This window comes from Nocardioides kribbensis, from assembly GCF_015070375.1.
GTDB lineage: Bacteria > Actinomycetota > Actinomycetes > Propionibacteriales > Nocardioidaceae > Nocardioides > Nocardioides kribbensis.
Genome location: NZ_JADCLL010000009.1, coordinates 43,271 through 69,384 on the forward strand (window position 1 = coordinate 43,271; position 26,114 = coordinate 69,384).

A 26,114-nucleotide genomic window follows, 5' to 3' on the forward strand; every position below is an offset into this window, starting at 1 on the left:
TCCCGTGGAGGGCGCGGTCCACCGGTTCATCCGGCTGCTGCGGCTGCTCGGGGTGCGCGTCAGCACCGCCGAGGCCATCGACGCCATGCACGCCGTGGCCCAGCCCGGCGTGCTGTCGGACCGCGAGGTCCTGCGCTCCGCGCTGGCGGTGAGCCTGGTCAAGGACCGGCGCGACCTGCCGACCTTCGAGCGGGTCTTCGACCGCTTCTTCGGGCTGCGGGCCGTGGTCGAGGAGGAGACCGGCCACGGGCACTCCCACGCCCACGACGACCTCACCGACGACGGCGAGCTCGAGCAGTTCACGCTCTCCGAGGAGCCCGGCGACACCCCGGAGGACGGGCACTCCCACGGCAAGCCCGACGACATCAAGGAGTTCTTCAAGCCCGAGGACATGGCCCAGCAGTACAACCTGCACCAGGAGGCCAACAAGATCGACATCGCCGCCCTGACCGACGAGATCGTGCTGTCCAACGACACCCAGGACAGCGCCGGCGAGGCCGCCCGCGTGCAGATCTCCACCCAGCGCATGCACAACCCCGGGGCGCCCGGCGACCTCGTGCGCCGACCCGGGATGACGCTCGACACCGAGCTGACGGTGGCCGAGGAGATGATGCTGCTCGGCTGGCTGGAGGAGGCGATGCCCGACGGGCCCGACGACCCCGACGACGAGGGCCCGGCCGGCGAGGGCCTCGCCGCGCTGCGCGAGGCGCTCGCGCCCTTCCTGGCCAGCCTCCCCGAGCGGCTCAAGCAGCACCTCGAGCGGCTCATGGAGCTCGAGCACGACATCGAGGAGCGGGAGATCGCGGCGGCCCGGGCCGAGAGCGTCGAGGAGCACGAGCGCGCCGACCTCGAGGAGTCGCTGCGGCGGCTGCTGCGCAGCCTGCGCGGCGCACCCCGGCCCCGCCGCAAGGCCGCCGCCCGCGGCGTCGTCGACGGCGCCCGCACGATGCGGGCCAACATGCGCTACGACGGCGTGCCCTTCCGGCCGGTGACGGTCAGCAAGGTCGAGGACCGGCCCCGGCTGCTCGTGCTGTGCGACGTGTCGCTGTCGGTGCGCTCCACCGCCCGCTTCACCCTCCACCTGGTGCACGGCCTGCAGTCGGTGGCCTCGTCGGTGCGCACCTTCGCCTTCGTCAAGGACCTCGTCGAGATCACCGACCTCTTCGCCGAGCACCGCACGGAGGACGCGCTCAGCCTGGTGATGTCGGGCCTGCCGGCCGGCGGGGTCCTCGACGTCGACGCCGACTCCGACTACGGGTCGACCTTCGAGCAGTTCCTCGAGCAGTTCGGGTCGGCCGTCACCCGCCGCACGACGCTCGTCGTGCTGGGCGACGGCCGCGGCAACGGCAAGGACCCCGGTCTCGGCGCCTTCGAGGAGCTCAGCCGCCGGGCCCGCGAGACCGTGTGGCTGACCCCCGAGCCGCGCTACTCCTGGGGCCTCGGCTCCTGCGACCTCCCCCTGTACGCCGAGCACTGCAGCCGGGTGCAGGTCGTGCGCAGCCTGCACGGCCTCGACCTGGTGTCCACCGCCGCGGTGCCATGAGCACCCCGGCGGACCACACCACCCGGGGCGAGCTCGAGCGCATCGACCCCCTGGCCCCGCTGCGCGACGGGGCCTACCGCGACACCCTCGTCGAGGTCCGCCGCGTGACGGGGGCGCGCCCGCGCCGCTCGCTGCACATGGTCCGCACCCCCCACTTCGACGTGGTCCAGGGCCCCGAGCGGGTGCAGGTCGACCACGTCGTGCCCCCCGAGCTCGTCGACGACGACCTCGCCGGGCTGCTGGCCGCGGAGCTGTTCAGCCCCGGCTGGCTGCGTGGGCCCGAGCTCTTCGAGCGGCTCCTGACCGGCGTCGTGCTGACCTCCGGCGGCAGCGCCCTGGACTGCTGGACCCGCTTCTACCGCACCACGCTGGCCCGCATCGAGGAGTCGCTGGCCGCGGGCGGGCCCGGCAGCGACGCGCCGGCCGGGAGCGGCAGCAGCAGCGGCCACGGCACCATCGACGACTACGCCCCGGTCTACGCCTTCGCCGAGCAGCAGGTGGCCCCCGGGTCGGTGCTCGAGCTGGGCTGCTGCTTCGGCTTCCTCTCACTGCGGCTCGCGGCGGCCGGCCACGACGTCCTGGCCTCCGACCTGTGCGAGGGCACCGTGGGCCTGCTCGCCGCGGTGGCGCCGCGCCTGGGTGCGACGCTCGGCACCTGCGCCGCCGACGCCGCGCGCTTCCCCGCCCCCGACGCCACCGCCGACACCGTGCTGGCGGTGCACCTGCTCGAGCACCTCGACGCCGAGCACGGCGAGCGGGTGCTGGCCGAGGCCGTGCGCCTGGCGCGGCGCCGGGTCGTGGTGGCCGTGCCCGTCGAGGACGTCCCCGACGAGACCTGGGGCCACGTGCGGACGTTCACGACCGCAGACCTCGAGGCGGCCGGACGCCGCAGCGGCCTGCCCTACGCCGTGCACGAGCACCACGGCGCCTGGCTCGTGCTCGACACGGGCTGACCTCAGATCACGCCCATCTTGGAGGCCTCGTAGACCGCCTCGGCGCGGCGGGTGACGTCGAGCTTGCGCAAGATGTTGCCGACGTGGAACTTGGCGGTGGTCTCGGAGATGAAGAGCTGGGCCCCGATGTCGCGGTTGGACAGCCCCCGGGCCAGCAGCCGCAGCACCTCGCACTCGCGCGGGGTGAGGTGGCGGGCCTCCTCGGGCGGCGGGGTGTTGAGCCCGCGCACCATGGCGGCGGCGCTGCGGGCGTCGAAGGCGCTCTCGCCCCGCGCCACGTCGCGGATGGCGCGCACCAGGCCGGAGGTGTCGACGTCCTTGACGACGTAGCCCCGTGCCCCGGCCCGCACCGCACGCAGCACGAGCTGGTCGTCGAGGAAGGTGGTGAGCACGAGGACGCCCAGGCCCGGGAAGCGCCCGACGAGGGCCTCGCACAGGTCGAGGCCCTCGGTGTCGGAAGAGGTCGAGAGCTTGAGGTCGAGCAGCACCACGGCCGGGCGGGCCCGGCCGATCACGGTCATCGCCTCCGCCGCGGTGGAGGCCTCCGCGACCACCCGCAGGTCCTGCTCGCGCTCGAGGATCGAGCGCAGGCCCTGGCGCACGATCGCGTGGTCGTCGACGAGCATGATGTCGACGCCCGCCGACGGCGCGGGGCGGGCGGGCTGGGGTGGGCTCAGCGTGGCCATGGTGGCTCCTTCTGCCCGGTGCCGACCAGGCCGTGGATGACTCCCGCGTGGCGGGGCGCCACGAGGGGTAGCGGCAGGCGCATCTCGACCCGCACGCCGCCGAGCCGCGCCCGGCGGAAGACGACGCTGCCGCCCAGGTCGCCGATGCGGCTCTCGATGTTGACCAGCCCGCGGTGCCGGCCGTCGACCACCGGGCCGCGCTCCAGGCGCAGGCGGCGGGCGAGCTCGGTGGGGTCGCCGGTGCCGTCGTCGGCGACGCTCACGAGGATCTCCTCGGCGCGGTAGCGCAGGCGCACCACCGCCCGCGTCGCCTCGGCGTGGGTGGCGACGTTGAAGAGGGCCTCGCCCACGGCGCGGGCGATCTCGTGGTCGGCGTCGGCGGCCAGCACCTGGGCGTCGCCCTCGACCCGCACGCTCACCGACAGCTGAGGGCGGTGGTGCTCGGCGACCTCGTGGAGCAGCTCGGGCAGGGTGCCCACGGTGTCGCGGTGGGGCTGGTGGAGGGCGTAGATCGCGCGGCGCAGCTGGTCCACCGCCTCCTGGCTCAGGGCCTTGGCGGTGGCCAGCCGCTCCAGGATCGGGGCGCCGGCGGAGCCGAGGTCCTCGGCCTCGCCCCGCGCGACCTCGACGGCCATCCCGGCCGACAGGACGTACTGGGTCACGCTGTCGTGCAGCTCGCGGGCGATGCGGTGGCGCTCGTGGTCGACCAGCTCGCGCTGGTGGGCCACGACGAGACGCTCCTCGGCCTGGCGCAGCTCACGGGTGCGGTCCTCGAGGTCGCGGGCGCGGTCGGTGGCCTCGTCGTAGAGCCGCTGGGCCCGGCGGTGCAGGGCCAGGCCGGCCTGGTACTGCTCGGAGGTGTGCAGCGAGACCGCAGCCTGGTTGGCCAGGATGCGCAGCACGGACAGGTCGCGCGGCTCGGGGTCGTCGTCGAGTCCGTGCAGCCCGGCCAGGCTGCCGATGTGGCGGCCCTCCAGGCTCATCGGCACCCGCACCCAGCGCTGGTCGGCCCGGCTGCGGGTGACGTGGCCGGCCCGCACGGCACCCAGCTCGCGCCGCACCTCGGCCGGCACGGCCGCGACCTCGTCGTGCACCCCGCCGTCGGGCCCCACCAGGAGGAAGCGCGGGCGTGCGCCGGGCAGGTGCCCGTCGGCGAGCGCCAGCATCGTCCAGCTCGCGTCGAGGTGGGAGCCCGCGGCCCGCACGACCTCCTCGAGCAGGCTGCGCGGTCCCTCCACCGTGCGCACGAGCGCCCGGGAGATCGAGTCCATCGCCCGCACCGCGCGCTGCATGCGCTCGTCGGAGCGGACGTAGGCGCGGTAGTAGGAGCCCTTGCCGGAGCGGACCCCGGTGAGGGTCGCGACGTCGAGGGGACGCTCGGTGCTGCTCACAGCGCGTCTCGGAAGAGCTGCTCCACCTCGGCCGCGCTCGCCGGGCGCGGGTTGGTGGTCAGGCAGGCGTCGTCGAGGGTGGTCGCCGCCAGGCGCGGCACGTCGTGCTCGCCGACCCCCAGTGCGCGCAGCCCGCGGGGGACGCCCACGTCGTCGGCCAGCCGTCGCACGTGGGCGGCGAGGAGCTCGGCCGCCTCCACCCCGGGCAGGCCGTCGACCGGGAGGCCCGCGGCGGCGGCCAGGTCGACGAAGCGGTCGGGGGTGGCGCGGGCGTTGTAGCGGATGACGTGCGGCAGCAGGACGCCGTTGACCACCCCGTGGGGCGCGTCGAGCAGCCCGCCGACCTGGTGGCTCATCGCGTGGGTGGCGCCCAGGATGGCGTTGGTGAACGCCAGCCCCGCCTGCAGGCTGGCCTGCGCCATCTTCGTGCGCGCCGCCTCCTGCCGCGGGTGGCTCATCGTCGTGCGCAGGTGGGCGCACACCAGCCCGACCGCGGCGAGGGCGTGGGTGTCGGCCAGGGGGTTGTGCGCCAGCGACACGAACGCCTCCACGCCGTGGGTCAGCGCGTCGAGCCCGGTCGCGGCGTTGAGCTGCTCGGGCATCGTCATCAGCAGCCGCGGGTCGGTGATCGAGATGTCGGGCACCAGGGCGCGGCCCATGATGGTGATCTTCACCGACCGCTCGGTGTCGGTGACGATGCAGAACTGCGAGACGTCGGCACCCGTGCCCGAGGTGCTGGGGATGACCAGCAGCGGCGGGATCGGTGCGGTCGCCCGGTCGACGCCGGCGTAGTCGAGGATGTCGCCGCCGTTGCCGCTGAGCAGGGCCACGCCCTTGGCCGCGTCGGCGCACGAGCCGCCGCCCAGGGCGATGATGACGTCGGCGCCCTGCTCGACGTAGCGGCGGTGGGCGGCGCGGACCTCGTGGTCCTTGGGGTTGGGCGTGATCTCCGACCACACGACCGGCGTGAGCCGCGCCTCGCGCAGGTGGCCCAGCAGGGCGTCGACCCAGCCCGCCTCGATGATGCCGGGGTCGGTCACCACGAAGGGGCGCCGGGCGCCCAGCCGGGCGGCCGCGAAGCCGGCCTCGGCCAGCGACCCGATCCCGAACACGACCTCCGGGGCGTGGAACTTCACCAGCGGCACCCGCTCGGGGGCCGGCTCCGTGCCCGGGTCCGGCGTCGACCCGGTGCCGGCGTCCGGCGCGCGTCGCGGCGAGAGCGTTGCGGACATGACGGCCTCCCCTGCGTGACGTGCACCACACTGCCCGCCCGACGTTGTCAGAACGTTGGTCGGCGGCGCGCCACGGGCCGGGTCAGCGCCCCGTCTCGGGCGAGATGGTGGAGCGGACCTCGCTGATCCGGTCGCACGGGAAGCCCCCGCGGCTCGCGTGCTCCTCGATGAGGGCGGGGTCGGCGGCGTCGTAGACGCAGAACAACTTGTCGTCGGTGACGTAGGACTCGACCCAGCTGATGTCGTCGAGGCCGGCGAGCACCTCGTTGGACCGGGCACTGAGGTCGTGCAGCGCCCGGTCGTCCAGGTCCCCGGCTCCGGGCAAGTCGCGCTCGATGACGTATCGGCTCATGGGTGACCTCCTTCACACCCCACCCTAGGAACGCCACCCGGCGTGGCCACCGCCCGCACGGGCAGGCCCACCTGCCCGACCGGTGAGGAGCCGCGAGGGTGAGATCGTGCGTGGTGGGCCCGGCTACCGTCGGAGCCGCACGCCCCGCCTCCCGAGAGGTCAGCCATGACCGCGCCCGCCCGTCCCGACCGCCTGGCCGACGACCCGGCCGACGACCCGGCCGACGACGTCGTGCTGCTCGACGACGAGGGTCGCCCGACCGGCTCGGCACCGCGGCTGGAGGTGCACACCACCGACACCCCGCTGCACCTCGCCTTCTCGGTGCACCTGCTCGACCCCGACGGCCGCACCCTGCTGACCCGGCGCGCCCTGGGCAAGCAGGCCTGGCCCGGCGTGTGGACCAACTCCTGCTGCGGCCACCCGCGACCGGGCGAGCCCGTCGCCGACGCCGTGCGCCGCCGCACCCGCGAGGAGCTCGGCCTCGCGCTCGGGGACGTCGACGTGGTGCTGCCCGACTTCCGCTACCGCGCCGTCGACGCCTCCGGCGTCGTCGAGCACGAGGTCTGCCCCGTGCACGTCGCCCTGGTGGAGCGCGACCCGGTGCTCGACCCGCACGCCGAGGAGGTCGCCGAGCACGCCTGGGTGCCCTGGGCCGACGTCCACGGCGCCGTCACCCGCACCCCCGCCGTCTTCAGCCCGTGGCTCGTCCTCCAGGCGCGCGCCCTGGGCCCCGACCTGACCGCACACACCACCACCGCCCACACCAGGAGCCGAGCATGAGCAGCGTCGTCGTCATCGGAGGAGGCCTCGCCGGCCTCGCCACCGCGTGCCACCTCTCCGGCAGCGGGCACGAGGTGACGGTCGTCGAGCGGGAGCCGATCCCCGGTGGCCGAGCCGGCCGCATCCACCGCGAGGGCTTCACCTTCGACACCGGCCCGACGGTGCTCACCATGCGCAACCTGCTCGACGACGTCGTCTCCGCGGCCGGCGGTGACCTCGACACGCTGCTGCCGATGCGTCGCCTCGACCCGGGCTACCGCGCCCGCTACGCCGACGGCTCCGAGATCCTGGTGAAGTTCGGCCACGACGCCATGCGCGAGGAGATCGCCCGCGTCGCCGGCGCCCACGACGCCGCCGCCTTCGACGGCTTCGTCGACTGGCTGCGCGACCTCTACGACGTCGAGATGCCCCACTTCATCGACCGCAACTTCGACTCCCCGCTCGACCTGCTCTCCTCCCCCGGCGCCGCCGCCCGGCTCGTGCGCCTCGGTGGCTTCGGCCGCCTCGGCCCCGCCATCCGCCGCCGCTTCGACGACGACCGCCTCCAGCGGCTGTTCACCTTCCAGGCGATGTACGCCGGGCTGCCGCCCTCCGACGCGCTGGCCCTCTACGCCGTCATCACCTACATGGACTGCATCGAGGGCGTGTGGTTCCCCGAGGGCGGCATGAGCCAGGTGCCGGTCGCCCTGGCCCAGGCCGCCTCCGACGGCGGCGCCGAGCTGCGCTACGGCACGACGGTGACCCGCGTGCTGCGCCGCGGCGACGGCGGGGTGGCCGGCGTCGAGCTCGACGGCGGCGAGCAGCTGCGCGCCGACGCGGTCGTCTGCACCCTCGACCTCCCGGTGGCCTACTCCCAGCTGCTGCCCGACCTCAAGCCCCACCGCGCCGTGCGCAAGGGGGTCTACTCCCCCTCCGCCGTCGTGTGGCACGTCGGCGCGCGCGGGTCGCTGCCCGAGGGCGTGCACCACCACAACATCCACTTCGCCGACGCCTGGGACTCCTCCTTCGACGCGCTGATCAAGCGCGGCGAGATGATGCCCGACCCCTCGCGCCTGGTCACGGTGCCCTCGCTCAGCGACCCGTCGCTGGCCCCCGAGGGCGCCCACACGCTCTACGTGCTGGAGCCGGTGCCCAACCTCGACGGCGTCGTCGACTGGCGCACGCAGCGCCCGAAGATCCGCGAGTCGCTGCTGCGCTTCCTCGACCGCGAGGGCTACCCCACCGACGTCGTGGCCGAGGAGCTCGTCGACCCCGTCGACTGGCAGCGCATGGGCATGGAGCGCGGCACGCCGTTCGCGCTGGCCCACACCTTCCCGCAGACCGGCCCTTTCCGCCCGCCGAACGTGGAGAAGCGGGTGCCGGGGCTGTTCTTCGCCGGCTCCGGCACCACTCCCGGCGTGGGCGTGCCGATGGTGCTCGTCTCGGGGCGTCTCGCCGCCGAGCGGGTCACCACCTTCCTGCCCGCGGCCGGACGCAGCCGGCGACCCCAGCGGCCCGCCGCCGGTACGGTGGGCCGATGACGGCTCTGCTCCACCACGACGACGACCTCCTCGCCGAGGGCTACCGCCGCTGCGCCGAGCTCACCCGCCGTCACGGCACGACGTACTTCTGGGGCGCAGCGATCCTGCCGGCCCCCCAGCGTCGCCACGTGCACGCGGTCTACGCGCTGTGCCGCCTGGCCGACGACATCGTCGACGCCGCCGGCGCCACCACCGAGGGCCACGTCGCGACCACGACCGCGGCGCTCGAGGCCTTCCGCGGCCGTTTCCAGGACGCCGTCGCCGCGGGCACCAGCGACGACCCCGTGCTCGCGGCGGTCGCGCGCACCGTGCTCGACGCGCGCATCGACCCCGAGTGCTTCGACCGGTTCTTCGGGGCCATGGCCCAGGACCTCGACACCACCCGCTACGCCCGCTGGGACGACCTGCTCGACTACATGGAGGGCTCCGCGGCCGTCATCGGCGAGATGATGCTGCCGGTGCTCCAGCCCACCAGCCCGGCCGCGCGCGAGCCCGCCCGCGCGCTGGGCCTGGCCTTCCAGCTCACCAACTTCCTGCGCGACGTCGACGAGGACCTCGACCGGGGCCGGGTCTACCTGCCCCAGGAGGACCTCGAGCGCTTCTCCGCCGACCCCGCGGCCCGGGCCGTCACGCCGGAGTGGCGCGAGCTGATGCGCTTCGAGATCGCCCGCAACCGCGAGCTCTACCGCGAGGCCGACGCCGGGCTCGCCCACCTGCCGGGCCCCTCGCAGCGCTGCGTGCGCACCGCCCGTGTCCTCTACGCCGGCATCCTCGACCGCATCGAGGCCGCCGACTACGACGTCTTCTCCTCCCGCGCCCGGGTGCCCACGTGGCGCAAGGCCGGCGTGGCCGCCCGCTCGCTGGCCCAGCGCGACCCCGAGGCCCCGCCGCGGGTGCCGCTCGCCCTCCGCCCGATGCCCAAGCGCACCGAGCTGACCCCGACCTGGCGCGAGGCCCGCCCCGCCCGGATCCGGCGCGCCCTCGACGTGGCGCTCGCCGCCGACCCGGGCGGCTGGTACGTCGTGGGCGCCAGCCGCGACCTCGGTCGGCGCTCGCTGGTGCGCTCGGTCGGCGGTCGCGAGGTCGTCGTGTGGCGCACCTCCACCGGCGTCGCGGCCGGGCCGGGCTCGTGCCCCCACCTCGGGGCCCTGCTCACCGACTGCGAGGTCATGTCCGACGCCGTGGTCTGCAAGTGGCACGGCCTGGCCCTCGACCCCGCGGGCGCCCCGGGCTGGCCGGCGTACGCCGCGCACGACGACGGGGTGCTGCTGTGGGTGCGCGTCCCCACCCAAGGCGAGGTTACCGCCGACGCGCCGAGGATCACCCGGCGGCCCGACGCCGCGAGCTCGGTGGCCGCGGTGGTGGAGGTCGCCGGCACCTGCGAGCCGCGCGACATCATCGCCAACCGGCTCGACCCGTGGCACGGCTCGTGGTTCCACCCCTACGCCTTCAGCCACCTCACCGTCGACGAGGCGGCCAGCACCGACGAGGTGCTGACCGTCGACGTGACCTTCCGCGTCTCGCGCACGTGGGGCGTGCCGGTGCGTGCGGAGTTCGCCTGCCCCGACGCCCGCACGATCGTCATGACCATCACCGACGGCGAGGGCGCCGGGAGCGTGGTCGAGACCCACGCGACGCCCCTGGGGCCCGACGCCGCCGGCCGGCCGCGCACGATGATGGTCGAGGCCACCGTCGCGACCTCCGAGCGCACCGGCTTCGCGGTGGCCCGCCACCTGGCCCCGCTGCTGCGGCCGGCGATGCGCTCCACCGCGCGCCGGCTGTGGGTCGACGACATGGTCTACGCCGAGCGGTCCTACCTGCTGCGCTCGCGCGGGGAGTCCTACGGCGTGTAGCCGGCCCGGTCCCGCGTCAGCGGGCCACCCGGGCCAGGCCGCGGCGCAGCGCCGGCACGACCCGGTGGCGCCCGGTCACGGGCACGCTCCAGACGCCGTGCCCCGAGACCTCCCACCCGGCCAGCAGCGTGTCGGCGGCCTGCCACCCGGTGGTGGCGGCGCGCTCCATGAGCGCCACCGGCAGGGCGCAGCGCACACCGTCGCCGGCGAGCACGACGCGGGGGTCGGGGGTGACGACGCCCGGGCGCTCGGCCCACGGGTCGGTGCCGGCCATCGGGCAGTCCTCACGCACGAGCCACTCCTCGTGCACGACCCCGGCGCCGTCGAGCTCGGGGTGCAGGCGCGAGAGCTCGGCGCGCAGCCGCGCGCGCAGGTCGGCGTCGTCGGTGCCGGCGGGCACGGCGTAGGCGTGCAGCTCGACCACCGAGCCGGCGTGCTCGCGCGACCAGCGGGCGGCGCCCTCCTCGAAGAGCTCGAGCACCGAGACGTTGTCGAGCGGCCCGAAGCCGCTGGTGGCCAGGAAGGGCGGGCTCCCCGCGGCGACGCGGCGGTCGAGCCACAGCCGCCAGACCGCGAAGGACGGGGCCGAGGTCTGCGCGGCCAGCGCGCCGCGCCAGGTCGCGTCGCCCAGCCATCCGGCGTCGCCCACGAGGCGCTGGAGCGGGGCCCGGTCGGTGGCCAGGACGACCCCGTCGGCCGTGAGCTCCTCACCGTCGCCGGTGACCACGACGACCCGCCCGTCGCCTCCCTCGCGCAGGGCGGCGGCGGCGCAGGAGGTGCGCACGTCGACCCCGAGCCCGGCCAGGTGCCGGCCCAGCGGCGCCCACAGCGAGGTGTCGTAGTCGTCGGTCGGCACGTCGAAGAGCAGGCCCTCCGACGAGCCGAGGAAGTAGGCGTGGAACATCGCCACGAGCTCGCCGCCGGAGAAGTCGCGGGGGTCGGCGAAGAACGAGCGGGCGAAGACCTCCAGGGCGAGGTGCCGCGCGTCGTGGGGGAAGCGCAGCCGGTCGAGCACCTCGGCGGCGCTGATGCCGTCGTGCTCGACGAACGTGCGCGGGAAGGCGACGTCGAGCAGGCCCATCGCGGCGTGCACGTCGACGGCGGCGAGGTCGCGCAGGCGGAAGCTCGGCGAGCGCGCGACGAAGGCCATCATGTTCAGCGGCGGGGTCCGCGGGATGTCGCTGAAGGAGTCGGTGGGCCCGTCGGCCAGCACCAGCGGGTAGTCCTCGACCGCGCGCAGCCGCTCGAGCGCGGGGTCGGCGCGGCGCAGCAGCGCCCGCAGGTTGTAGTACTGGCGGAAGAAGGCGTGGAAGCCGCGGCTCATCGTGGTGGTGCCGCCGCCGGCCTCGACCGGCCAGGCCGCCACGCGTCCGCCGAGCTGCGGCGTCGACTCCAGCAGCGTCACGCGTACGCCGCGCTCGGCCAGCCCGGTCGCGGCGGCCAGGCCGGCGATGCCGCCGCCGACCACCACCACGTGGTGGCGACCCGCGTCGTCGGCGTCGTGCGGGCCGTCGACCGGCGGGTGCCACACGGCCCGGGGGTCGACGCCGGGGCGCCAGGCGCCGGTCGCACCGCTCGCGGCAGGCACGTCAGGCCGTCCCGGCGGCGCGGGGTCGGCGTCCGTGGAAGGTGTGCAGCACGTCCTTCTGCCAGCCCCCGAAGGTGCGGCTGCGCACCTGCTCGAGCCCGGCGGCGACCATGCGGCTGCGGAAGCGCTCGGCGCCGTCGAAGTCCACCACGCTGCGCCACAGGTAGCGGTAGATGCTGCTGCGGGGGGCGGTCAGCAGGCCCAGCGGCACGACCACGCCCCAGCACACGACGTCCCACTTGACCCGTCCCGAGCGGCTCTCCTCGACGCTGTACTCGTGCACCACGAGCGAACCGCCCGGCACGAGCAGGTCGCGCACCTGGGCGAGCAGCCGGTCGCGGGCGTCGACGTTGCGGAAGAGGTAGGCCGCGAACACCCCGTCGTAGCCCTCGCCCGGGGCACCGCTCGGCGCACCGGGCGCCAGCGAGGCGGGCGTCAGCGTCTCGGCGTTGCCCTGGAGGAAGCGCACGGCACCGCGCCAGGGCTTGCGACGGGCCTGGGCGAGCATGCCCGCGGAGCCGTCGACGCCGAGCAGCTCGTAGTCGAGGCCGGCGTCGCGCAGCGCGGCCTCCAGGGCCGCGGTCGAGGCCCCCGAGCCGCAGCCGAGGTCGGCGAGGCGCACCGGCCGGTCGAGGTCGCGGGGCAGCGCGGCGACCAGCACGTCGGCCGACGCGCGCAGGTGGGCGTGGTAGCCCGGGTTGAGCGCGACCATGAGGTCGTAGGTCGAGGCGACGCCGTCGAAGGCGTCGGGCACCGCGTCGAGGTCGACCCCGGTGGTGCGGGAGCTGGCGGCGGTCGAGGGGGTCACGGGGTCTCCTGGAGGGACGGGGTGCGGGCGCGGCGGTCCTCGCGCTCGCCGAGGCGGAGCCAGACGAGCATGGTCAGGGTGACCATGCCGAAGCCGAAGGCGAAGTCCTCGACCGGGATGTCCCACGGGAAGCGGACGCCGGTCATCTCGGCCTCCTCGTAGAGCACGATCGGGTCGGAGAGCTTGGTCAACCAGCCGTCGACGGGCACCTGGAAGCCCAGCACGATGAGCATGGCCAGCCAGTAGCGGGCGGTGCGGAAGACGCCGGTGCGCAGCCACAGCAGCTCGACCAGGACCACCACGAGCACCGACAGCACGGCCGGCACGGTGTAGAGCAGCATCAGCGCGCACCTCCGCGGTGCACGACCAACGCCGCCTCGCGCAGCCCGGCCCCCGCGCGCAGGGCCCGCAGGCCCGCCAGCACGTTGCCGACGGCCTCCAGGGTCAGCAGGCCGCAGATCGGGATGACCACGAAGAAGGCCAGCTCCTCCAGCGGCATCGCGAAGGGCAGCAGGATGCCGGTGGTGAAGCGCTCGCTGTAGTCCCACATGCCGCTCTCGATGGCCAGGACGTCCCAGACGGAGTAGACGACCACCACGGGCAGCAGGGTGAGCAGGAGCCGTCGGGGCCGGCGCCAGACCCGCGCGCCGAGCACGAGCTCGAGCGGGAGGGTGATCAGCAGGCAGCCGGCCAGGACGAGCAGGTACTGGTACTGGTCCACGCGCTCCCCCGGGTCAGGGCGGCCGGCGGCCGCTGCTGCGACTCTAGAGGACCGCCGGGAACGCCCCGCACGCACGACGACGCCCTCCCCGCGGGCGCGGGGAGGGCGTCGGGTGGTCGTGACGGGTGGGTCACGCCGGGTGGGTCGTGGCGGGTCAGCGCCGCCCGAGGAGCCAGCGCAGGACCAGGAGCACGCCGAGGCCGGCCGCGGCCTGGCGCCAGTAGGTCTTGGCCAGGATCGGGATGACCGCGGCGCCCAGGTCGAGCGCGTCGTCCTGCGGCGGGGGCGCCGCGTGGCGCGGGACCGCCGAGACCGGCGCGGGGGCCGCGGGAGCCGCAGGCGCGCCCATGGCCGACGGGGCGCTGGTCTCCCCCGCCGGGGCCGAGGCCGCCGCCGGGTCCACGGGCGGGGCGGCCGCGGCCGACTGCGCCGCGACCTCCTCGCCCGACGGTCCGCTCAGCCGCTGCTCCAGGCAGCCCACGAACTGCCCGAGCAGCTTGTCGGAGACGTCCTGCATGACGCCGCGGCCGAACTGCGCCGGCTTGCCGGTGATCGCCAGATCGGTGAGCACCTCCACGTCGGTCGACCCCGGGGTCTGCGACGAGGCTTGCATCGAGAGCTTGACCTTGGCGCCGGCCGTGCCGTTGCCGCGCTTGTCCTTGCCCTTCGCGTCGACGACGAACCGGTGGTCGGTGTCGTCCTTCTCCACGAAGGTGCCCGAGCCGTTGTAGACCAGGGCGATGGGGCCGAGCTTGACCTTGCAGGAGCCGGTGAAGGTGCTGTCCTCGACCGAGGTGACGGTGGCGCCGGGGAAGCACTCGGCCAGCCCCTGGATGTCCTGGAAGTGCGCCCAGGTCTCCTCGACGCCGGTGGGCACGGTGAAGCGGTGGGTGAGGTCCACGGGCCTCAGGCCCCCGCTGCCGCGAGCACCGCGCGGCGGGTCAGCACCGTGGCCAGGTGGCTGCGGTACGCCGCGTCGCCGTTGAGGTCGGAGGGCGGGTTGGCGCCCTCCGTGGCGTGGGCGGCGGCCGCCCGCACGGCCTCGTCGGTGGCCGGCTGCCCGCGCAGGGCGTCCTCCACCGCACGGGCGCGTAGCGGGGTCGAGCCCATGTTGGTCATGCCGACGCGGGCCTCGGTGATCACCCCGCCCTCGGCCTTGACCGTGGCCGCGATGGCCACGATCGGCCACTGGTGGGCCACGCGGACGAACTTCTCGTAGTGCGCGCCCCAGCCGGTGTGCTTGGGCACCCGCACCGCGGTGAGGATCTCGTCCTCGCCGATGGCGGTCTCGAAGAGGTCGACGAAGAAGTCGTCGGCCTCGACGGTGCGCGAGCCGTTCGGGCCCTGGATGACGAACTGCGCCCCCAGCGCGAGCGCCGGGGCGCCCAGGTCGCCGGCGGGGTCGGCGTGGGCCAGGGCCCCGCCGAAGGTGCCGCGGTGGCGGATCTGGAGGTCGGCCAGGTGCTCGACCGCGCGGTGGATGAGCAGCGCGTGCTCCTCCACCAGCGGGTCGTGCTCCACGACCGAGTGCTGGGTCATCGCGCCGATGCGGATCGCGTCGCCGTCGTCGGTGATCCCGCGCAGGGAGTCGATGCGGTTGAGGTCGATCACCATCTCGGGGGCGTTGAGCCGCATCCGCAGCACGGGGAGCAGGCTCTGGCCTCCGGCCAGGATCTTGGCGTCGTCACCGTGCTCGACGAGGGCCGCGACGGCCTCCTCGACGGTGGTGGGCGCCAGGTAGTCGAACTGTGCGGGGATCATGCGTCCGCTCCTCCGGTCGTGCGGTCGACGGTGCCTTCCATGCCGGTCGAGGGGTCGAAGTGCGGCGCGGCCGCACCGACCGTCTCGGCCTTCTGCCCACCTCGGGCGTCGTTGATGGCCTTCCACACGCGCTCGGGCGTGCACGGCATGCGCACGTCGTCGACGCCCAGCGGGCGCAGCGCGTCGACCACGGCGTTGACCACGGCCGGGGTGGAGGCGATCGTGCCGGCCTCGCCCACGCCCTTGGTGCCCAGCGTGTTGGTCGTCGCCGGGGAGGTGGTGTGGTCGAGGTCGAAGCTGATCGTGTCGGCCGCCGTCGGCAGCAGGTAGTCGACGAACGAGCCGGTCACCAGCGTGCCGGCGTCGTCGTAGACCGCCTCCTCCCACAGCGCCTGGGCGATGCCCTGCACCAGGCCGCCGTGCAGCTGGCCCTCGACGATGAGCGGGTTGATGATGTTGCCGATGTCGTCGCAGGCGGCGTACTTGCGCATCGTCACCTGGCCGGTCTCGGTGTCGACCTCCATCGCGCACAGGTGCGTGCCGTGGGGGTAGTTGAAGTTCACCGGGTCGAAGGTCGCGTCGGAGTCGAGCGAGGGCTCCACGCCGTCGGGCAGGTTGTGCGCCGCGAAGGTCGCCAGCGCCACCTCGGCCATGGCCAGGCCCTGGTCGGTGCCCTTGACGCTGAAGCGTCCGCCGGAGAACTCCAGGTCGTCCTCGGAGGCCTCCAGCAGGTGGGCCGCGATGACCTTGGCCTTGTCGATGACCTTGTCGGCGGCCTTGACGATGGCCTCGCCGCCGACGACCAGCGAGCGCGAGCCGTAGGTGTCGAGGCCCTTGTGGGCCACCTGGGTGTCGCCGTGCAGGATCTCGACGTCCTCGAAGGCCACCCCGAGGCGGTCGGCCACGATCTGGCTGAAGGCCGTCTCGTGGCCCTGGCCGTGGGCGGAGGCCCCGGTGAGCACCTCGACCTTGCCGGTGGGCAGCATCCGCACGCTGGCGTGCTCCCAGCCGCCGGCGCCGTAGTCGAGGGAGCCGAGCACCCGCGAGGGCGCCAAGCCGCACATCTCGGTGAAGGTCGACACGCCGATGCCGAGCTGGACCCGGTCGCCGGACTCGCGGCGCCGCTTCTGCTCCGCGCGCAGCTCGTCGTAGCCGAACATCGCCTTGGCGTTGGCCGTGGCGGCCTCGTAGTTGCCGGAGTCGTACTCCAGGCCGGCCACGGTCGTGAACGGGAACTCCTCGTGCTTGATCCAGTTCTTCTCACGAAGCTCGAAGGGGTCCACGCCCAGCTCGGCGGCGAGGTCGTCCATGATCCGCTCGATGCCGAAGGTGGCCTCCGGGCGCCCGGCGCCGCGGTAGGCGTCGGTCCAGGTCTTGTTGGTCAGCACGGTCTGGCAGTTGAACTGGTAGGCCGGGAACTTGTAGATCGCGTTGAACATGAAGGCGCCGAGCACGGGCACGCCGCCGCCGATCAGCGAGACGTGCGAGCCCAGGTCGGCCAGCAGCTCGACCTTGAGTCCGGTGACGGTGCCGTCCTTCTCGGCCGAGATGGTGAGCTTCTGCCACTGGTCGCGCCCGTGGTGGGCGGCCATCAGCGACTCCGAGCGGGTCTCGGTGTACTTGACCGGCTTGCCCAGCCGACGCGCCAGCAGGAAGGTGATGAACTCCTCCGGCGTCGTCTGCAGCTTGCCGCCGAAGCCGCCGCCCACGTCGGGGGCGATCACGCGGATCTTCGACTCCGAGACGCCGGTGACGGCGGCGAGCAGGAACTTGAGGATGTGCGGGATCTGGGTGGCCGACCACATGGTGATCTGCTCGCCCGTGGGGTCGACGACCGTGGAGCGCGGCTCCATGAAGGCCGGGATGAGGCGCTGCTGGCGGTACTCCCGCTCGAGCACGACGCCGTCGGCGCGCGCCTTGGCGATGGCCTCGTCGACGTTGCCACCGGTGCCGGCCTCGGCGGAGTCGAACTTCCAGAACGCCGACTTGTTGGTGCCCAGGTCGGGGTGCGCGAGCGCGCCGCCGTTCTCCGGGGTCGCCTCGGCGGCGGCCTTCAGCTCGAGGGCGGCGGGCAGCTCGTCGTAGTCGACGTCGACCAGCTCGGCGGCGTCGCGGGCCTCGGCGGCGCTGCGGGCCACCACGACGGCCACGATCTCGCCGGCGAACACGACCCGGTCGACGGCGATCGGCGGGTGGGCCGGCGCGACCTGGTCGGGGGTGATCGGCCAGGCGTTGGGCAGCGCGCCCTGCACGTCGGCGACGTCGGCGCCCGTGATCACGCTGACCACGTTGGGCGAGGCCTCGGCCGCGGACTTGTCGATGCCGGTGATCTTGGCGTGGGCGAAGGGGCTGCGGACCATGGCCACGTGGACCATGCCGGGCAGCACGATGTTGTCGGTCCACCGGGTGCGCCCGGTGATGAGGCGCTGGTCCTCCTTGCGGCGGCGGTCGCGCCCGATCTCCTTGGCGGCCTCGGCGGGACGCTCCTGGGTGGCGGTCACTGGGCACCTCCGGCGGCCTGGGTGACGGCGGAGCCGCCCGCGGCGCCCTGCGAGGCCGCGTGCTGCACCGACTTCACGATGTTGTGGTAGCCCGTGCACCGGCAGAGGTTGCCCTCGAGCCCGAGGCGGATCTCCTCCTCGCTCGGGTCGGGGTTGTCCTTGAGCAGGTCGACGCTCTGCATGATCATGCCCGGGGTGCAGAAGCCGCACTGGAGGCCGTGGCACTCGCGGAAGGCCTCCTGCACGGGGTGCAGCCGGCCGTCCTGGGCCAGGCCCTCGATCGTGGTGACCTCCGACCCGTCGGCCTGCACGGCCAGGACGTTGCAGGACTTCACGCTGGTGCCGTCGAGGTGCACGGTGCAGGCGCCGCAGTTGCTGGTGTCGCAGCCGATGACGGTGCCGGTCTTGCCGAGCTTCTCGCGGAGGTACTGCACGAGCAGCATGCGCGGCTCGACGTCGTCGGCGACCGTGGCGCCGTCGACGGTGAGGTTGATCCGGGTCATGGACTCTCCCTGAGGGTGACTGTGGTGCGCATCACGCTAGGTCGGTCTGGTTGGTGCTGGGTTGGCCTCCGGCGGGCCGTCTCATCCGGGAGGGATCAGCCGTCGGCGGCGGCGAGGCGGCCCTTCAGCAGCGGCAGCGCGGGGTGGGGGCCGGGCTGCGCCGACAGCGCCGCCACGCAGCGCTCGACGACCTCGGTGTCGTAGGGCGCGAGCTCGCCGTAGCGCAGCACCGCGTCGGGCTGGGGGTCGGCCAGGAGGGCCTCGCGCAGGGCGACCGCGACGTACTCCCCCAGCTCGCTGAGGGCCGGGGAGTTGGTGCCGGGCAGCAGGTCGCCGCCGTAGGCGTCGACGGCGGCGCGGACCTGGCCGCGGCGCAGGAGGGCGAGCACCTGCTCGACGTCGGTGGCCACCGGCATCAGCAGCCGGTAGGGCCGCGAGGAGAGCTGCCCGCCCAGGGCGGCGCGCAGGTGGGAGACCTCCGCCTTGAGCGTGGAGAAGGTGACGGCCTGGTCGCCGTAGACCATCGCGTGCAGCTGCTCCAGCGACAGCCCACCGGGGTGCAGCGCCAGCAGCGCCAGCACCTCGGTCTGGCGGCGGTTGAGCAGCAGCCGCTGGCCGTCGAGGCGCGACTCGGCCGTGCCGAGCAGGGTCATCACCAGCCCGGGGTCGCCGGTCTCCTCCAGCAGGGCCGCGGCGGGGTCGTAGTGGGTGTGGGGCATCGCGCCCTCGATGAGGCGCGCCATCACGCGGGCGGTGGCCATGCCGATCGGGTGGGTGCGGTCCCAGGTGGTGGAGAGGTCGAGCACGCCGAGCTGGCGCCCGGTCACCGGGTCGTGCAGCGGGGCGGCCCAGCAGACCCAGTTGTGCACGATCGAGGCGTAGTGCTCGGCGCTGAAGACCATGCTGGGGGCGTCGAGGCGGTTGGCCAGGTCGAGGGCGTTGGTGCCGGCCGAGCGGTCGTCCCAGCGGGCGCCGGCGACGAAGTTGACGCTCTCGGCCTTGCGGCGCATCACCCGCCCGCCGTAGGTCCACAGGATCCGGGTCTCGGGGTCGGTGACCGCGACGACCAGGTCGCCGTCCTCGGCGGTGCGGCGCAGCTCGGACTCCACCCGCTCGACGGCGACGGCCAGCGGCGACTCGCGCCAGTAGGCCTCGGTCTCGCCCTCGTCGGCCAGGGGTGCCTCGGTGAGGTCCTTGGAGACCGCACGCGACGAGCGGGTCCAGCTGGTGAGGATCTCCGGGCGCACGAGGGCCTCGGCCTCGTCACCGCGCTCGACGAAGGAGGTCCAGGCGCGGACCGCGTCGTACCTGCGCGCCTGGAGGTCGCTGCCCGTCATGCCCACCCCTGACCTCTCCGCCCGGCACGAGCCGGCATCCCGCCTGGTCCGGGCCCAAGGTAGCACCGGACGGGTGATCGTGGTCACACCTGTTCACCTCGTCGTGACGGCCCGGGCGCCGCCCCGGCCCGGGTCTCAGACCCCCAGCACGGGACGGTCGTGGTGGTGGATCCGGCCGTCGGTGCTCGCGAGCCGCTCACCGCTGCCGCCCCAGCGCCCGGCGATGATCTCGGCGGCGATGCTGATCGCGGTCTCCTCGGGGGTGCGGGCGCCCAGGTCGAGCCCGATCGGGCTGGAGAGCCGGGCGATCTCGGCCTCGGTGAGCCCCACCTCGCGCAGCCGCGCGAGGCGGTCGTCGTGGGTGCGGCGCGAGCCCATGGCCCCGACGTAGGCGACCTCGGGCAGGCGCAGGGCCACCTCGAGCAGCGGCACGTCGAACTTGGGGTCGTGGGTCAGCACGGCGAGCACGGTGCGCCCGTCGACGCGACCCGCCTCGTGCTCGGCGGTGAGGTAGCGGTGGGGCCAGTCGACGACGACCTCGTCGGCCTCGGGGAAGCGGCTGGCCGTGGCGAAGACGGGCCGGGCGTCGCAGACGGTGACGTGGTAGCCGAGGAACGCCCCGACCCGGGCCACGGCCGCGGCGAAGTCGATGGCGCCGAAGACGAGCATCCGCGGCTTGGGTGCGAAGGCCCACACGAAGACCCGCATGCCCTCGCCGCGGCGCTCCCCGTCGGGGCCGTAGCCGAGGACGGCGCTGGTGCCGGTGGCGAGCAGGCCGAGGGCGTCGTCGCGCACCGCGTCGTCGGCGCGCGGCGAGCCGATGCTGCCCGCGGCCAGTCCCTCGGTCTCGGGGCGCACCACGACGCGCCGCCCGCGCCACGCGGGGTCGGGGTGCTCGATGACGGTGGCCACGGCCACCGGCCGCCCCTGCGCGATGTCGTCGGCGATCTCGGCCAGCTCGGGGAAGGTCTCGCGGCTGACCTTCTCAACGTAGACGTCGAGGATGCCGCCGCAGGTCAGCCCGACGGCGAAGGCGTCGTCGTCGGAGACGCCGTAGCGCTCGAGCTGCGGGGCACCCGAGCCGACCACCTCCTGGGCCAGCTCGTAGACCGCGCCCTCGACGCAGCCGCCGGAGACCGAGCCCACCGCCGAGGCGTCGGGGCCCACCAGCATCGAGGCGCCGGGCGGGCGCGGCGCCGACTGGAAGGTCGCGACGACGGTGGCCACGCCGACGGTCTCGCCGGCCTCCCACCACTCCATCAGCTCGGGCAGCACCTCACGCACGACCGATCACCTCGCACAGCTCCGTGTAGGTCGCCAGCGAGTGGCCGGCGACGAAGTCGTCGACGTGCGGCAGCACGGCCAGCACGCCCTGTTGCACCGGCGCGTAGCCGGCCTTGCCGCGGTGGGGGTTGACCCACACCACACGGTGGGCGACGCGGTGCAGCCGCTCCACCTGCTCGGCCAGCAGCGCGGGGTCGCCGCGCTCCCAGCCGTCGCTGAAGACGACCACGACGGCCCCGCGGGCCATGCCGCGCTGGCCCCAGCGGTCGAGGAAGAGCCGCAGCGACTCCCCCAGCCGGGTGCCGCCCGACCAGTCGGGCACCGTCTCGCCGGCGGCGACCAGCGCCCGCTCGGGGTCGCGCAGCCGCATGGCCCGGGTCAGGTGGGTCAGCCGGGTGCCGACGGTGAAGGTCTCCACCGACCCCGCGCGCCCGGCCGCGTCGGCGGTGGCCAGGGTGATGCGGTGGGCCAGGCGCAGCAGCGCGTCGGCGTAGCCGCTCATCGACCCCGACACGTCGACCAGCAGCACCACGCGCCGCGGACGGGTGGCGCGGCGGCGCCACGCGATCTCCGAGGGCTCCCCCATGCGGCGCAGGCTGGCGCGCAGCGTGCGGGCCGCGTCGACGTCGCCGCGGTGCCACCCCTGGTGCCGTGGCGTACGCCGCCGCGGCGGGCGCACGCGCAGAGTGGCGAACATCGCCGCGAGCCGGGCCTTCTCGTGGTGGGTCATGCCGGCCACGTCGCGCTGGCGGAGCACCTCGGTGTCGCTGGCCATCGCGCGCACCAGGTCGGCGTCGGCCTCGGAGCCGGCCCCGCCCGCGGCGTCGGACTCCGGCAGCTGCGACGCGGTCGGGGCGGTCGGCGGGGTGGGCACCGTGCGGGGCAGGCCGTCGCGGGCGTTGAACCACGCCTCGAAGACCTGGTCGAAGCGCACCAGGTCGTCAGGGCCGGCGCACAGGGTGGCCCGGCCGGCCCACCGGGTGGCGTCGACGTCGTCGAGCCCGACCACCGACGTGGCGGCGACGAAGGTCTGGGCGCGGTCGGAGGTGACCCCGACCCCCGCGGCGCGCAGCGCCCGGGTGAAGGCCAGCAGGATCTCGTCGGCCCCGTGACCGGCCTCGGCGGGGGCCTCCCGGGTGTCGGTCGGCACGCTCACGCCGTGAGCACCCGGTCGAGCGCGTGACGCACGCGCTCGGCGTCCTCGCGGTACTTCACCAGGGCGCCCAGCGTGCGGGCGGCGGTCTCCAGGTCGAGGTGCTCGGCACCGAGGTGCTCCAGCGCGCGCGCCCAGTCGAGGGTCTCCGCGACGCCCGGCGGCTTCTGCAGCGAGCCGCCCTCGCGCAGCTGCTGCACCAGGGTCACCACCTGCCGGGCCAGGGTCTCCGACACCTCGGGCGCGCGGGAGCGCACGATCTCCACCTCGCGCTCCAGGCCCGGGTGGTCGATCCAGTGGTAGAGGCAGCGCCGCTTGAGGGCGTCGTGGAGCTCGCGGGTGCGGTTGGAGGTGAGCACCACGATCGGCGGGGTCGCCGCCGCGACGGTGCCGAGCTCGGGGATCGAGACCTGGTAGGTCGAGAGCACCTCGAGCAGGAAGGCCTCGAACTCGTCGTCGGCGCGGTCGACCTCGTCGACCAGCAGCACGGCCGGGCTCTGCTGGAGGGCCGCGAGCACGGGGCGGGCGAGCAGGAAGCGCTCGTCGTACAGGCTCTTCTCGGCCTCCTCGGCGTCGGCGCCGCCGGCGGCCTCGAGGGCGCGCAGGTGGAGGATCTGGCGGGGGAAGTCCCAGTCGTAGAGCGCCTGGGTGGCGTCGATGCCCTCGTAGCACTGCAGCCGCACGAGGGGCAGGTCGAGGGTCTGCGCGAGCGCCTCGGCCAGCGCGGTCTTGCCCGTGCCGGGCTCGCCCTCGAGCAGCAGCGGGCGCTCCATGCGCAGGGCGAGGAAGGCGACGGTGGCGAGGTCGTCGTCGCAGAGGTAGCCCGTCGAGCCCAGCAGCGTCGCGACGTCGGACGGGCTCGCGGGAGGGGTCGGCTGCATCGGCCCACCGTAGACGGGGCGGTGTTGGTCCCGGGTTGGCCGGTGGAGGCAGACTCGGGGCGTGAGCGTGCCCGAGCCGAAGACCTGCGCGTCGTGCGGGCGCACCATCGAGTGGCGCAAGAAGTGGGAGCGCGACTGGGACTCGGTGAAGTACTGCTCCACCTCGTGCCGCCGTCACGGCGTCACCGACACCGACCGCCGGCTCGAGGCCGCCATCCTCGACCTGCTCGCCGCCCGCGCCCGCACGTCGACGATCTGCCCCTCCGACGCCGCCCGGGCCGTCGGTCCGGCCGAGGACGAGGGCTGGCGCGAGCTGATGGAGCCGGCGCGCCGCGCGGCCCGGCGGCTCGTGGCGGCGGGCGAGGTCGAGATCACCCAGGGCGGCCGCGTCGTCGACCCCTCCACCGCCAAGGGCGCGATCCGGATCCGCCGGGCCCGCTGACCCGGTCAGTCGACCAGCGCGCGGGCGGAGTCGAGGAAGCGCCGACCCAGCGTGTCGGCGCCGAAGGACAGCACGTAGAGCCCCGTGGAGACCCGCTCGAGGTAGCCCCAGTCCCAGACCGCGTCGGCGTCCTCACCGGTGGCGTCGGCGAGCCTGGCGGCGTAGTCGCGCAGCACACCGCGCGGGTCGGGACCGACCAGCCGCGAGGTCCAGTCGCGCAGCGCGACCCCGAGGTCGTGGGCGGGGTCGCCGCGCACCCCGTCGGGGTCGACGAGCACCCACCCCGCAGGGGCGCCGGGTCGCGGGGTGCGCACGCGCAGCGCGTTGGCCGGGTGGGGGTCGCCGTGCAGCACCACGTGGCGGGCGGGGTCGTCGGCCCCGGCGCGCCGCTCGGCGGCGTCGAGGGCGGCGGCCAGCACGCGGGGGTCGCAGGGCCGGCCGAGGTCGGCGTCGCGGCGGCGCAGCAGCGCGGCCCGGGCGAGGGCGCGCTCCCCCGGGGGTGGCGTCGGGCCCTCGGGCAGCGGCACGGTCCAGGCCTCGCGCAGGGTGGCCGCCAGCACCGCGAGGGCGTCGTGCGGCGCGAGGGGCGACTGCTCCAGCGAACCGCCCAGCGCCTCGAGCAGCAGCGCGTCGTGGCGCTCGTCGTGGTCGTGCAGCAGCACGTGGCCGCGGCCGTCGGCCCGTCGCAGGGCACCGGCCTCGTCGGCCAGCGCGGGGTCGGGCAGGCGCAGCTTGAGCACGCGCTCCTCGCCGCGGGCGGTCCTCGCGCGCACGACGTACGACGCGCTGCCGCCGGGCAGCCTGCGCCCCGGTGTCAGCCCCCAGCGCGCGCAGAGCTCGGCGAGCACGGCGGGCAGGCCGGCGGCCCAGGCGCGGGCCGGCTCGCCGAGGTCGGCCACCCGCGCGCGCGTGAGGGGCTGCAGCCGCACGGGGGCGGTCGGGTCGGGGGGCACGGGGTCCACCGGGGCCACGCTCAGCGGCTGTCGACGTCGCGGCCGGTGGCGAGGTCGGAGCAGTCGACGAGCTCGACGGGGTGGCTGCGCAGGTAGTCGCGGGCCCCGCGGTCGCCGGTGGCCGCGGCGCGCACTCCCGCCCAGTGGTCGCGACCGAGCAGCACCGGGTGGCCGGGTCCCTCGGCGTAGGAGGCCCGGGCGAGGGTGGCGCCGCCGCGGGGCTCGGCCAGCAGCCGCCGCAGCACCGCGGGACCCACGTCGGGCAGGTCGACCAGGCTGACGACGGCGACCTCGGGCGGCCCGCCCCCGTCACGCCCGTCGCGCCCGAGGGCGGCGAGACCGGCGGCCAGCGACGCCGACATGCCACGGTGCCAGTCCTGCGCCACCACGTGGTCGGCGCCGGTGCCCTCGAGTCGGGCCACGGCCTCCTCCACTGCGGCGCCGAGCACCACGGTCACGGTGTCGCAGCCGCCGTCGCGCAGCGTGGCGACGCCGCGCACCAGCCAGTCGTCGACGAGCGCCTTCGGCGTGCCCATCCGCCGACCGGCGCCGGCGGCCAGCAGCAGGCCGGCGACGGTCACCGTCGTGCGCTCACCGGTTGAAGGCCTCGGCGTAGAGCTGCTCCTGGGCCGGGGTGGCCAGGTCGCTGAAGCCGCACACCATCACCTGGGCGCCGTCGGCGGCCACGAGGTAGCGCTCGCCGACCTGGAAGTCGACCGCGGAGATGAGGGCCTGGAGGTCCTCGCTCGGCGCGGTCACCTCGACGGTGTCGGTGGAGCGGCCGGCGAAGAACTCCGAGGGCTCGAGCACCGCCGTGCCGTCGACCAGCTCGGTCACGGTGCCCTCGAAGGCCAGCGAGGCGCCCGCCAGGACCTCGGGGGTCGGCACCATGCAGCGACCGGCCGGGGCGTCGGCGACCTCGAGGCGGGTGACGCTGGGCTCCGCGTCGCCGGAGACGGCGGGGGCGTCGCCGGCGGTGGGCACGTCGTCCTCGTCGTCGGCGCCGAGCAGGGCCCCCACCCCGAGCACGCCGATGAGGGCCACCGCGGCCGCGGCGACCAGCCAGGTCAGCGGGCTGCGGCCACGGGTGCCGCTGGCGCGGTTCTCGCCGGTGGTGGTCGAGGAGTCCTCACCGTGACGGGGCTTGCTCATGACGTCCTCCAGGAGTCGGGCCACCCGCGCGGGGTCGGCCGGCGGCAGGGAGGCGGCCGGGTCGGCGCCGCGCAGGAGCGCGCGCAGCTCGGGATCGTGCTGCGCGTCGTCGTGCTGCGGGTCGTCGGTCATCGGCTGCTCCTCCCTCTCGTCCCCTCATGTCCGGCGGCGCGCCCGTCCTTTCGGGCGGCGAGCTCCTCGCGCAGCCGGCCGCGGGCGCGGTGGAGACGGATGCTCGCGGCGTTGGCGCTGATGTCGAGCACGACGGCGAGCTCGGCGGGCGTGAGCTGCTCCCAGGCCCACAGCCGCAGCAGCTCGGCCTCCTCCTCCCGCAGCGCGGCGAGGGCGGCGTCGAGGTCGGCGGCGAGGTCGGGGTCGGTCACGGCGTCGTGTCCCGGCCCCGCGGTGCTGGCCTGCGGCGGGTCGACCACGGCGATGCGCGCGGCGACGCGCTGCTGGCGACGGCGGCCCCGCTCGGCGTTGGCCAGGCAGTTGCGCGCGACGCCGTAGGCCCAGGGCAGCGGCGCGTCGGGCAGCTGGTCGGCGCGGCGCCAGCAGACCAGCAGGGTGTCGGCCAGCACGTCCTCGGCGGTGTCGGCGTCGGTGCGGCGGGCGAGGAAGCGACGCAGCGGCTCGACGAGGGTGGGGGCGAGCTCCTCGAAGCGCGCGCGGTCGCGGGCGTCCTGCTCGGCGGGGTCCACCACTCCAGCCAAGCACAGC

The 26,114-nt window shown here is 75.0% G+C and carries 26 protein-coding genes; 6 read left to right on the forward strand and 20 right to left on the reverse strand.

From position 1 onward, the window contains the following. Positions 1-4 precede the first annotated feature (4 nt). Entirely contained in the window at positions 5-1,543 is a 1,539-nt protein-coding gene (locus IR170_RS17295; RefSeq protein WP_193666192.1) for a VWA domain-containing protein, read from the forward strand. After that, positions 1,540-2,496, forward strand: coding sequence for a mycofactocin oligosaccharide methyltransferase MftM (mftM, locus tag IR170_RS17300; protein WP_193666193.1), 957 nt, complete (start codon positions 1,540-1,542; stop codon positions 2,494-2,496). Before IR170_RS17295 ends, mftM begins: the two co-directional genes overlap by 4 nt. A 2-nt stretch (positions 2,497-2,498) precedes the next feature. Here the strand turns inward: mftM and IR170_RS17305 are convergent, their stop codons facing one another. From IR170_RS17305 to IR170_RS17320, 4 genes are all read right to left on the reverse strand, one after another. Beyond that, a complete protein-coding gene (locus IR170_RS17305; RefSeq protein ID WP_193666194.1) occupies positions 2,499-3,182 on the reverse strand; it encodes a MadR family response regulator transcription factor in 684 nt (227 codons plus the stop codon). After that, entirely contained in the window at positions 3,170-4,573 is a 1,404-nt protein-coding gene (locus IR170_RS17310) for a MadS family sensor histidine kinase (RefSeq protein WP_251535492.1), read from the reverse strand. The genes IR170_RS17305 and IR170_RS17310 overlap by 13 nt, the downstream gene beginning before the upstream one ends. After that, positions 4,570-5,805 carry an iron-containing alcohol dehydrogenase gene (locus IR170_RS17315; RefSeq protein ID WP_193666195.1) on the reverse strand — a complete coding sequence of 412 codons (1,236 nt, stop codon included), beginning with the start codon at positions 5,803-5,805 and terminating at the stop codon, positions 4,570-4,572. The genes IR170_RS17310 and IR170_RS17315 overlap by 4 nt, the downstream gene beginning before the upstream one ends. A gap of 82 nt (positions 5,806-5,887) precedes the next feature. Continuing rightward, the gene (locus IR170_RS17320; RefSeq protein ID WP_056865845.1) at positions 5,888-6,157 is read right to left on the reverse strand and encodes a DUF4242 domain-containing protein; all 270 of its coding nucleotides are present in this window, start codon (positions 6,155-6,157) and stop codon (positions 5,888-5,890) included. Between the two features lie 165 nt (positions 6,158-6,322). Between IR170_RS17320 and idi the strand changes: the two genes are divergently transcribed. The 3 genes from idi to IR170_RS19680 are packed head-to-tail and all read left to right on the forward strand — an operon-like array spanning position 6,323 to position 10,310. Next, positions 6,323-6,937: an isopentenyl-diphosphate Delta-isomerase gene (idi, locus tag IR170_RS17325; RefSeq protein WP_193666196.1), complete on the forward strand. Its 615-nt coding sequence runs from the start codon at positions 6,323-6,325 to the stop codon at positions 6,935-6,937. After that, positions 6,934-8,457: a phytoene desaturase family protein gene (locus tag IR170_RS17330; RefSeq protein ID WP_056903465.1), complete on the forward strand. Its 1,524-nt coding sequence runs from the start codon at positions 6,934-6,936 to the stop codon at positions 8,455-8,457. The genes idi and IR170_RS17330 overlap by 4 nt, the downstream gene beginning before the upstream one ends. Further along, positions 8,454-10,310 carry a DUF5914 domain-containing protein gene (locus IR170_RS19680; protein WP_227489514.1) on the forward strand — a complete coding sequence of 619 codons (1,857 nt, stop codon included), beginning with the start codon at positions 8,454-8,456 and terminating at the stop codon, positions 10,308-10,310. The genes IR170_RS17330 and IR170_RS19680 overlap by 4 nt, the downstream gene beginning before the upstream one ends. A gap of 16 nt (positions 10,311-10,326) precedes the next feature. On the opposite strand, the gene IR170_RS17345 is transcribed toward IR170_RS19680, so the two are convergent. The 12 genes from IR170_RS17345 to IR170_RS17400 form a co-directional block, all read right to left on the reverse strand. Then, positions 10,327-11,898 (reverse strand): FAD-dependent oxidoreductase, encoded by a 1,572-nt coding sequence (locus tag IR170_RS17345; protein ID WP_319805142.1) that lies wholly within the window; start codon positions 11,896-11,898, stop codon positions 10,327-10,329. Between the two features lies 1 nt (position 11,899). Continuing rightward, entirely contained in the window at positions 11,900-12,706 is an 807-nt protein-coding gene (locus IR170_RS17350; protein ID WP_193666197.1) for a class I SAM-dependent methyltransferase, read from the reverse strand. Further along, positions 12,703-13,047 carry a lycopene cyclase domain-containing protein gene (locus IR170_RS17355; RefSeq protein WP_227489515.1) on the reverse strand — a complete coding sequence of 115 codons (345 nt, stop codon included), beginning with the start codon at positions 13,045-13,047 and terminating at the stop codon, positions 12,703-12,705. Before IR170_RS17355 ends, IR170_RS17350 begins: the two co-directional genes overlap by 4 nt. Beyond that, a complete protein-coding gene (locus tag IR170_RS17360) occupies positions 13,047-13,427 on the reverse strand; it encodes a lycopene cyclase domain-containing protein (RefSeq protein ID WP_056865840.1) in 381 nt (126 codons plus the stop codon). The genes IR170_RS17355 and IR170_RS17360 overlap by 1 nt, the downstream gene beginning before the upstream one ends. A gap of 154 nt (positions 13,428-13,581) precedes the next feature. Further along, on the reverse strand, positions 13,582-14,328 hold the full coding sequence (locus IR170_RS17365; protein ID WP_193666198.1) for an SRPBCC family protein: 747 nt from the start codon (positions 14,326-14,328) through the stop codon (positions 13,582-13,584). A gap of 5 nt (positions 14,329-14,333) precedes the next feature. Further along, entirely contained in the window at positions 14,334-15,188 is an 855-nt protein-coding gene (locus IR170_RS17370) for an FAD binding domain-containing protein (RefSeq protein WP_056865838.1), read from the reverse strand. Next, positions 15,185-17,689, reverse strand: a complete 2,505-nt coding sequence (locus IR170_RS17375; RefSeq protein WP_193666199.1) for a xanthine dehydrogenase family protein molybdopterin-binding subunit — start codon at positions 17,687-17,689, stop codon at positions 15,185-15,187. The genes IR170_RS17370 and IR170_RS17375 overlap by 4 nt, the downstream gene beginning before the upstream one ends. Beyond that, the gene (locus IR170_RS17380) at positions 17,686-18,192 is read right to left on the reverse strand and encodes a (2Fe-2S)-binding protein (RefSeq protein WP_056865836.1); all 507 of its coding nucleotides are present in this window, start codon (positions 18,190-18,192) and stop codon (positions 17,686-17,688) included. Before IR170_RS17380 ends, IR170_RS17375 begins: the two co-directional genes overlap by 4 nt. A 95-nt stretch (positions 18,193-18,287) precedes the next feature. After that, a complete protein-coding gene (locus IR170_RS17385) occupies positions 18,288-19,529 on the reverse strand; it encodes a sigma-54-dependent transcriptional regulator family protein (protein ID WP_193666200.1) in 1,242 nt (413 codons plus the stop codon). Between the two features lie 135 nt (positions 19,530-19,664). Continuing rightward, complete coding sequence (locus IR170_RS17390; RefSeq protein ID WP_193666201.1) at positions 19,665-20,813, reverse strand: XdhC family protein; 1,149 nt, start codon at positions 20,811-20,813, stop codon at positions 19,665-19,667. Beyond that, positions 20,806-21,969: a vWA domain-containing protein gene (locus IR170_RS17395; RefSeq protein WP_319805143.1), complete on the reverse strand. Its 1,164-nt coding sequence runs from the start codon at positions 21,967-21,969 to the stop codon at positions 20,806-20,808. Before IR170_RS17395 ends, IR170_RS17390 begins: the two co-directional genes overlap by 8 nt. After that, a complete protein-coding gene (locus IR170_RS17400; RefSeq protein WP_056865834.1) occupies positions 21,966-22,847 on the reverse strand; it encodes an AAA family ATPase in 882 nt (293 codons plus the stop codon). Before IR170_RS17400 ends, IR170_RS17395 begins: the two co-directional genes overlap by 4 nt. Positions 22,848-22,908: 61 nt before the next feature. Between IR170_RS17400 and IR170_RS20080 the strand changes: the two genes are divergently transcribed. Then, positions 22,909-23,289 (forward strand): DUF2256 and DUF3253 domain-containing protein, encoded by a 381-nt coding sequence (locus IR170_RS20080; RefSeq protein ID WP_193666202.1) that lies wholly within the window; start codon positions 22,909-22,911, stop codon positions 23,287-23,289. 5 nt (positions 23,290-23,294) lie between these two features. Here IR170_RS20080 and IR170_RS17410 read toward each other — a convergent pair whose 3' ends face one another. Genes IR170_RS17410 through IR170_RS17425 form a run of 4 tightly spaced genes read right to left on the reverse strand, consistent with a single transcriptional unit; the run spans position 23,295 to position 26,095 of the window. Beyond that, entirely contained in the window at positions 23,295-24,251 is a 957-nt protein-coding gene (locus tag IR170_RS17410; protein WP_193666203.1) for an aminoglycoside phosphotransferase family protein, read from the reverse strand. A gap of 11 nt (positions 24,252-24,262) precedes the next feature. Beyond that, on the reverse strand, positions 24,263-24,823 hold the full coding sequence (locus IR170_RS17415) for a nucleotidyltransferase family protein (RefSeq protein ID WP_193666204.1): 561 nt from the start codon (positions 24,821-24,823) through the stop codon (positions 24,263-24,265). A 10-nt stretch (positions 24,824-24,833) separates the two neighbouring features. After that, on the reverse strand, positions 24,834-25,526 hold the full coding sequence (locus IR170_RS17420) for a hypothetical protein (RefSeq protein ID WP_193666205.1): 693 nt from the start codon (positions 25,524-25,526) through the stop codon (positions 24,834-24,836). After that, positions 25,523-26,095 carry an RNA polymerase sigma factor gene (locus IR170_RS17425; protein WP_193666206.1) on the reverse strand — a complete coding sequence of 191 codons (573 nt, stop codon included), beginning with the start codon at positions 26,093-26,095 and terminating at the stop codon, positions 25,523-25,525. Before IR170_RS17425 ends, IR170_RS17420 begins: the two co-directional genes overlap by 4 nt. Between the last annotated feature and the right edge of the window lie 19 nt (positions 26,096-26,114).

Bases quoted from the DNA above. Each gene is read 5' to 3' on its own strand.
- mftM (WP_193666193.1), top strand. From the start codon at position 1,540: ATGAGCACCCCGGCGGACCACACCACCCGGGGCGAGCTCGAGCGCATC.
- IR170_RS17305 (WP_193666194.1), bottom strand. From the start codon at position 3,182: ATGGCCACGCTGAGCCCACCCCAGCCCGCCCGCCCCGCGCCGTCGGCG.
- IR170_RS17315 (WP_193666195.1), bottom strand. From the start codon at position 5,805: ATGTCCGCAACGCTCTCGCCGCGACGCGCGCCGGACGCCGGCACCGGG.
- IR170_RS17320 (WP_056865845.1), bottom strand. From the start codon at position 6,157: ATGAGCCGATACGTCATCGAGCGCGACTTGCCCGGAGCCGGGGACCTG.
- idi (WP_193666196.1), top strand. From the start codon at position 6,323: ATGACCGCGCCCGCCCGTCCCGACCGCCTGGCCGACGACCCGGCCGAC.
- IR170_RS17330 (WP_056903465.1), top strand. From the start codon at position 6,934: ATGAGCAGCGTCGTCGTCATCGGAGGAGGCCTCGCCGGCCTCGCCACC.
- IR170_RS19680 (WP_227489514.1), top strand. From the start codon at position 8,454: ATGACGGCTCTGCTCCACCACGACGACGACCTCCTCGCCGAGGGCTAC.
- IR170_RS17355 (WP_227489515.1), bottom strand. From the start codon at position 13,047: ATGCTGCTCTACACCGTGCCGGCCGTGCTGTCGGTGCTCGTGGTGGTC.
- IR170_RS17370 (WP_056865838.1), bottom strand. From the start codon at position 15,188: ATGATCCCCGCACAGTTCGACTACCTGGCGCCCACCACCGTCGAGGAG.
- IR170_RS17380 (WP_056865836.1), bottom strand. From the start codon at position 18,192: ATGACCCGGATCAACCTCACCGTCGACGGCGCCACGGTCGCCGACGAC.
- IR170_RS17385 (WP_193666200.1), bottom strand. From the start codon at position 19,529: ATGACGGGCAGCGACCTCCAGGCGCGCAGGTACGACGCGGTCCGCGCC.
- IR170_RS17400 (WP_056865834.1), bottom strand. From the start codon at position 22,847: ATGCAGCCGACCCCTCCCGCGAGCCCGTCCGACGTCGCGACGCTGCTG.
- IR170_RS17420 (WP_193666205.1), bottom strand. From the start codon at position 25,526: ATGACCGACGACCCGCAGCACGACGACGCGCAGCACGATCCCGAGCTG.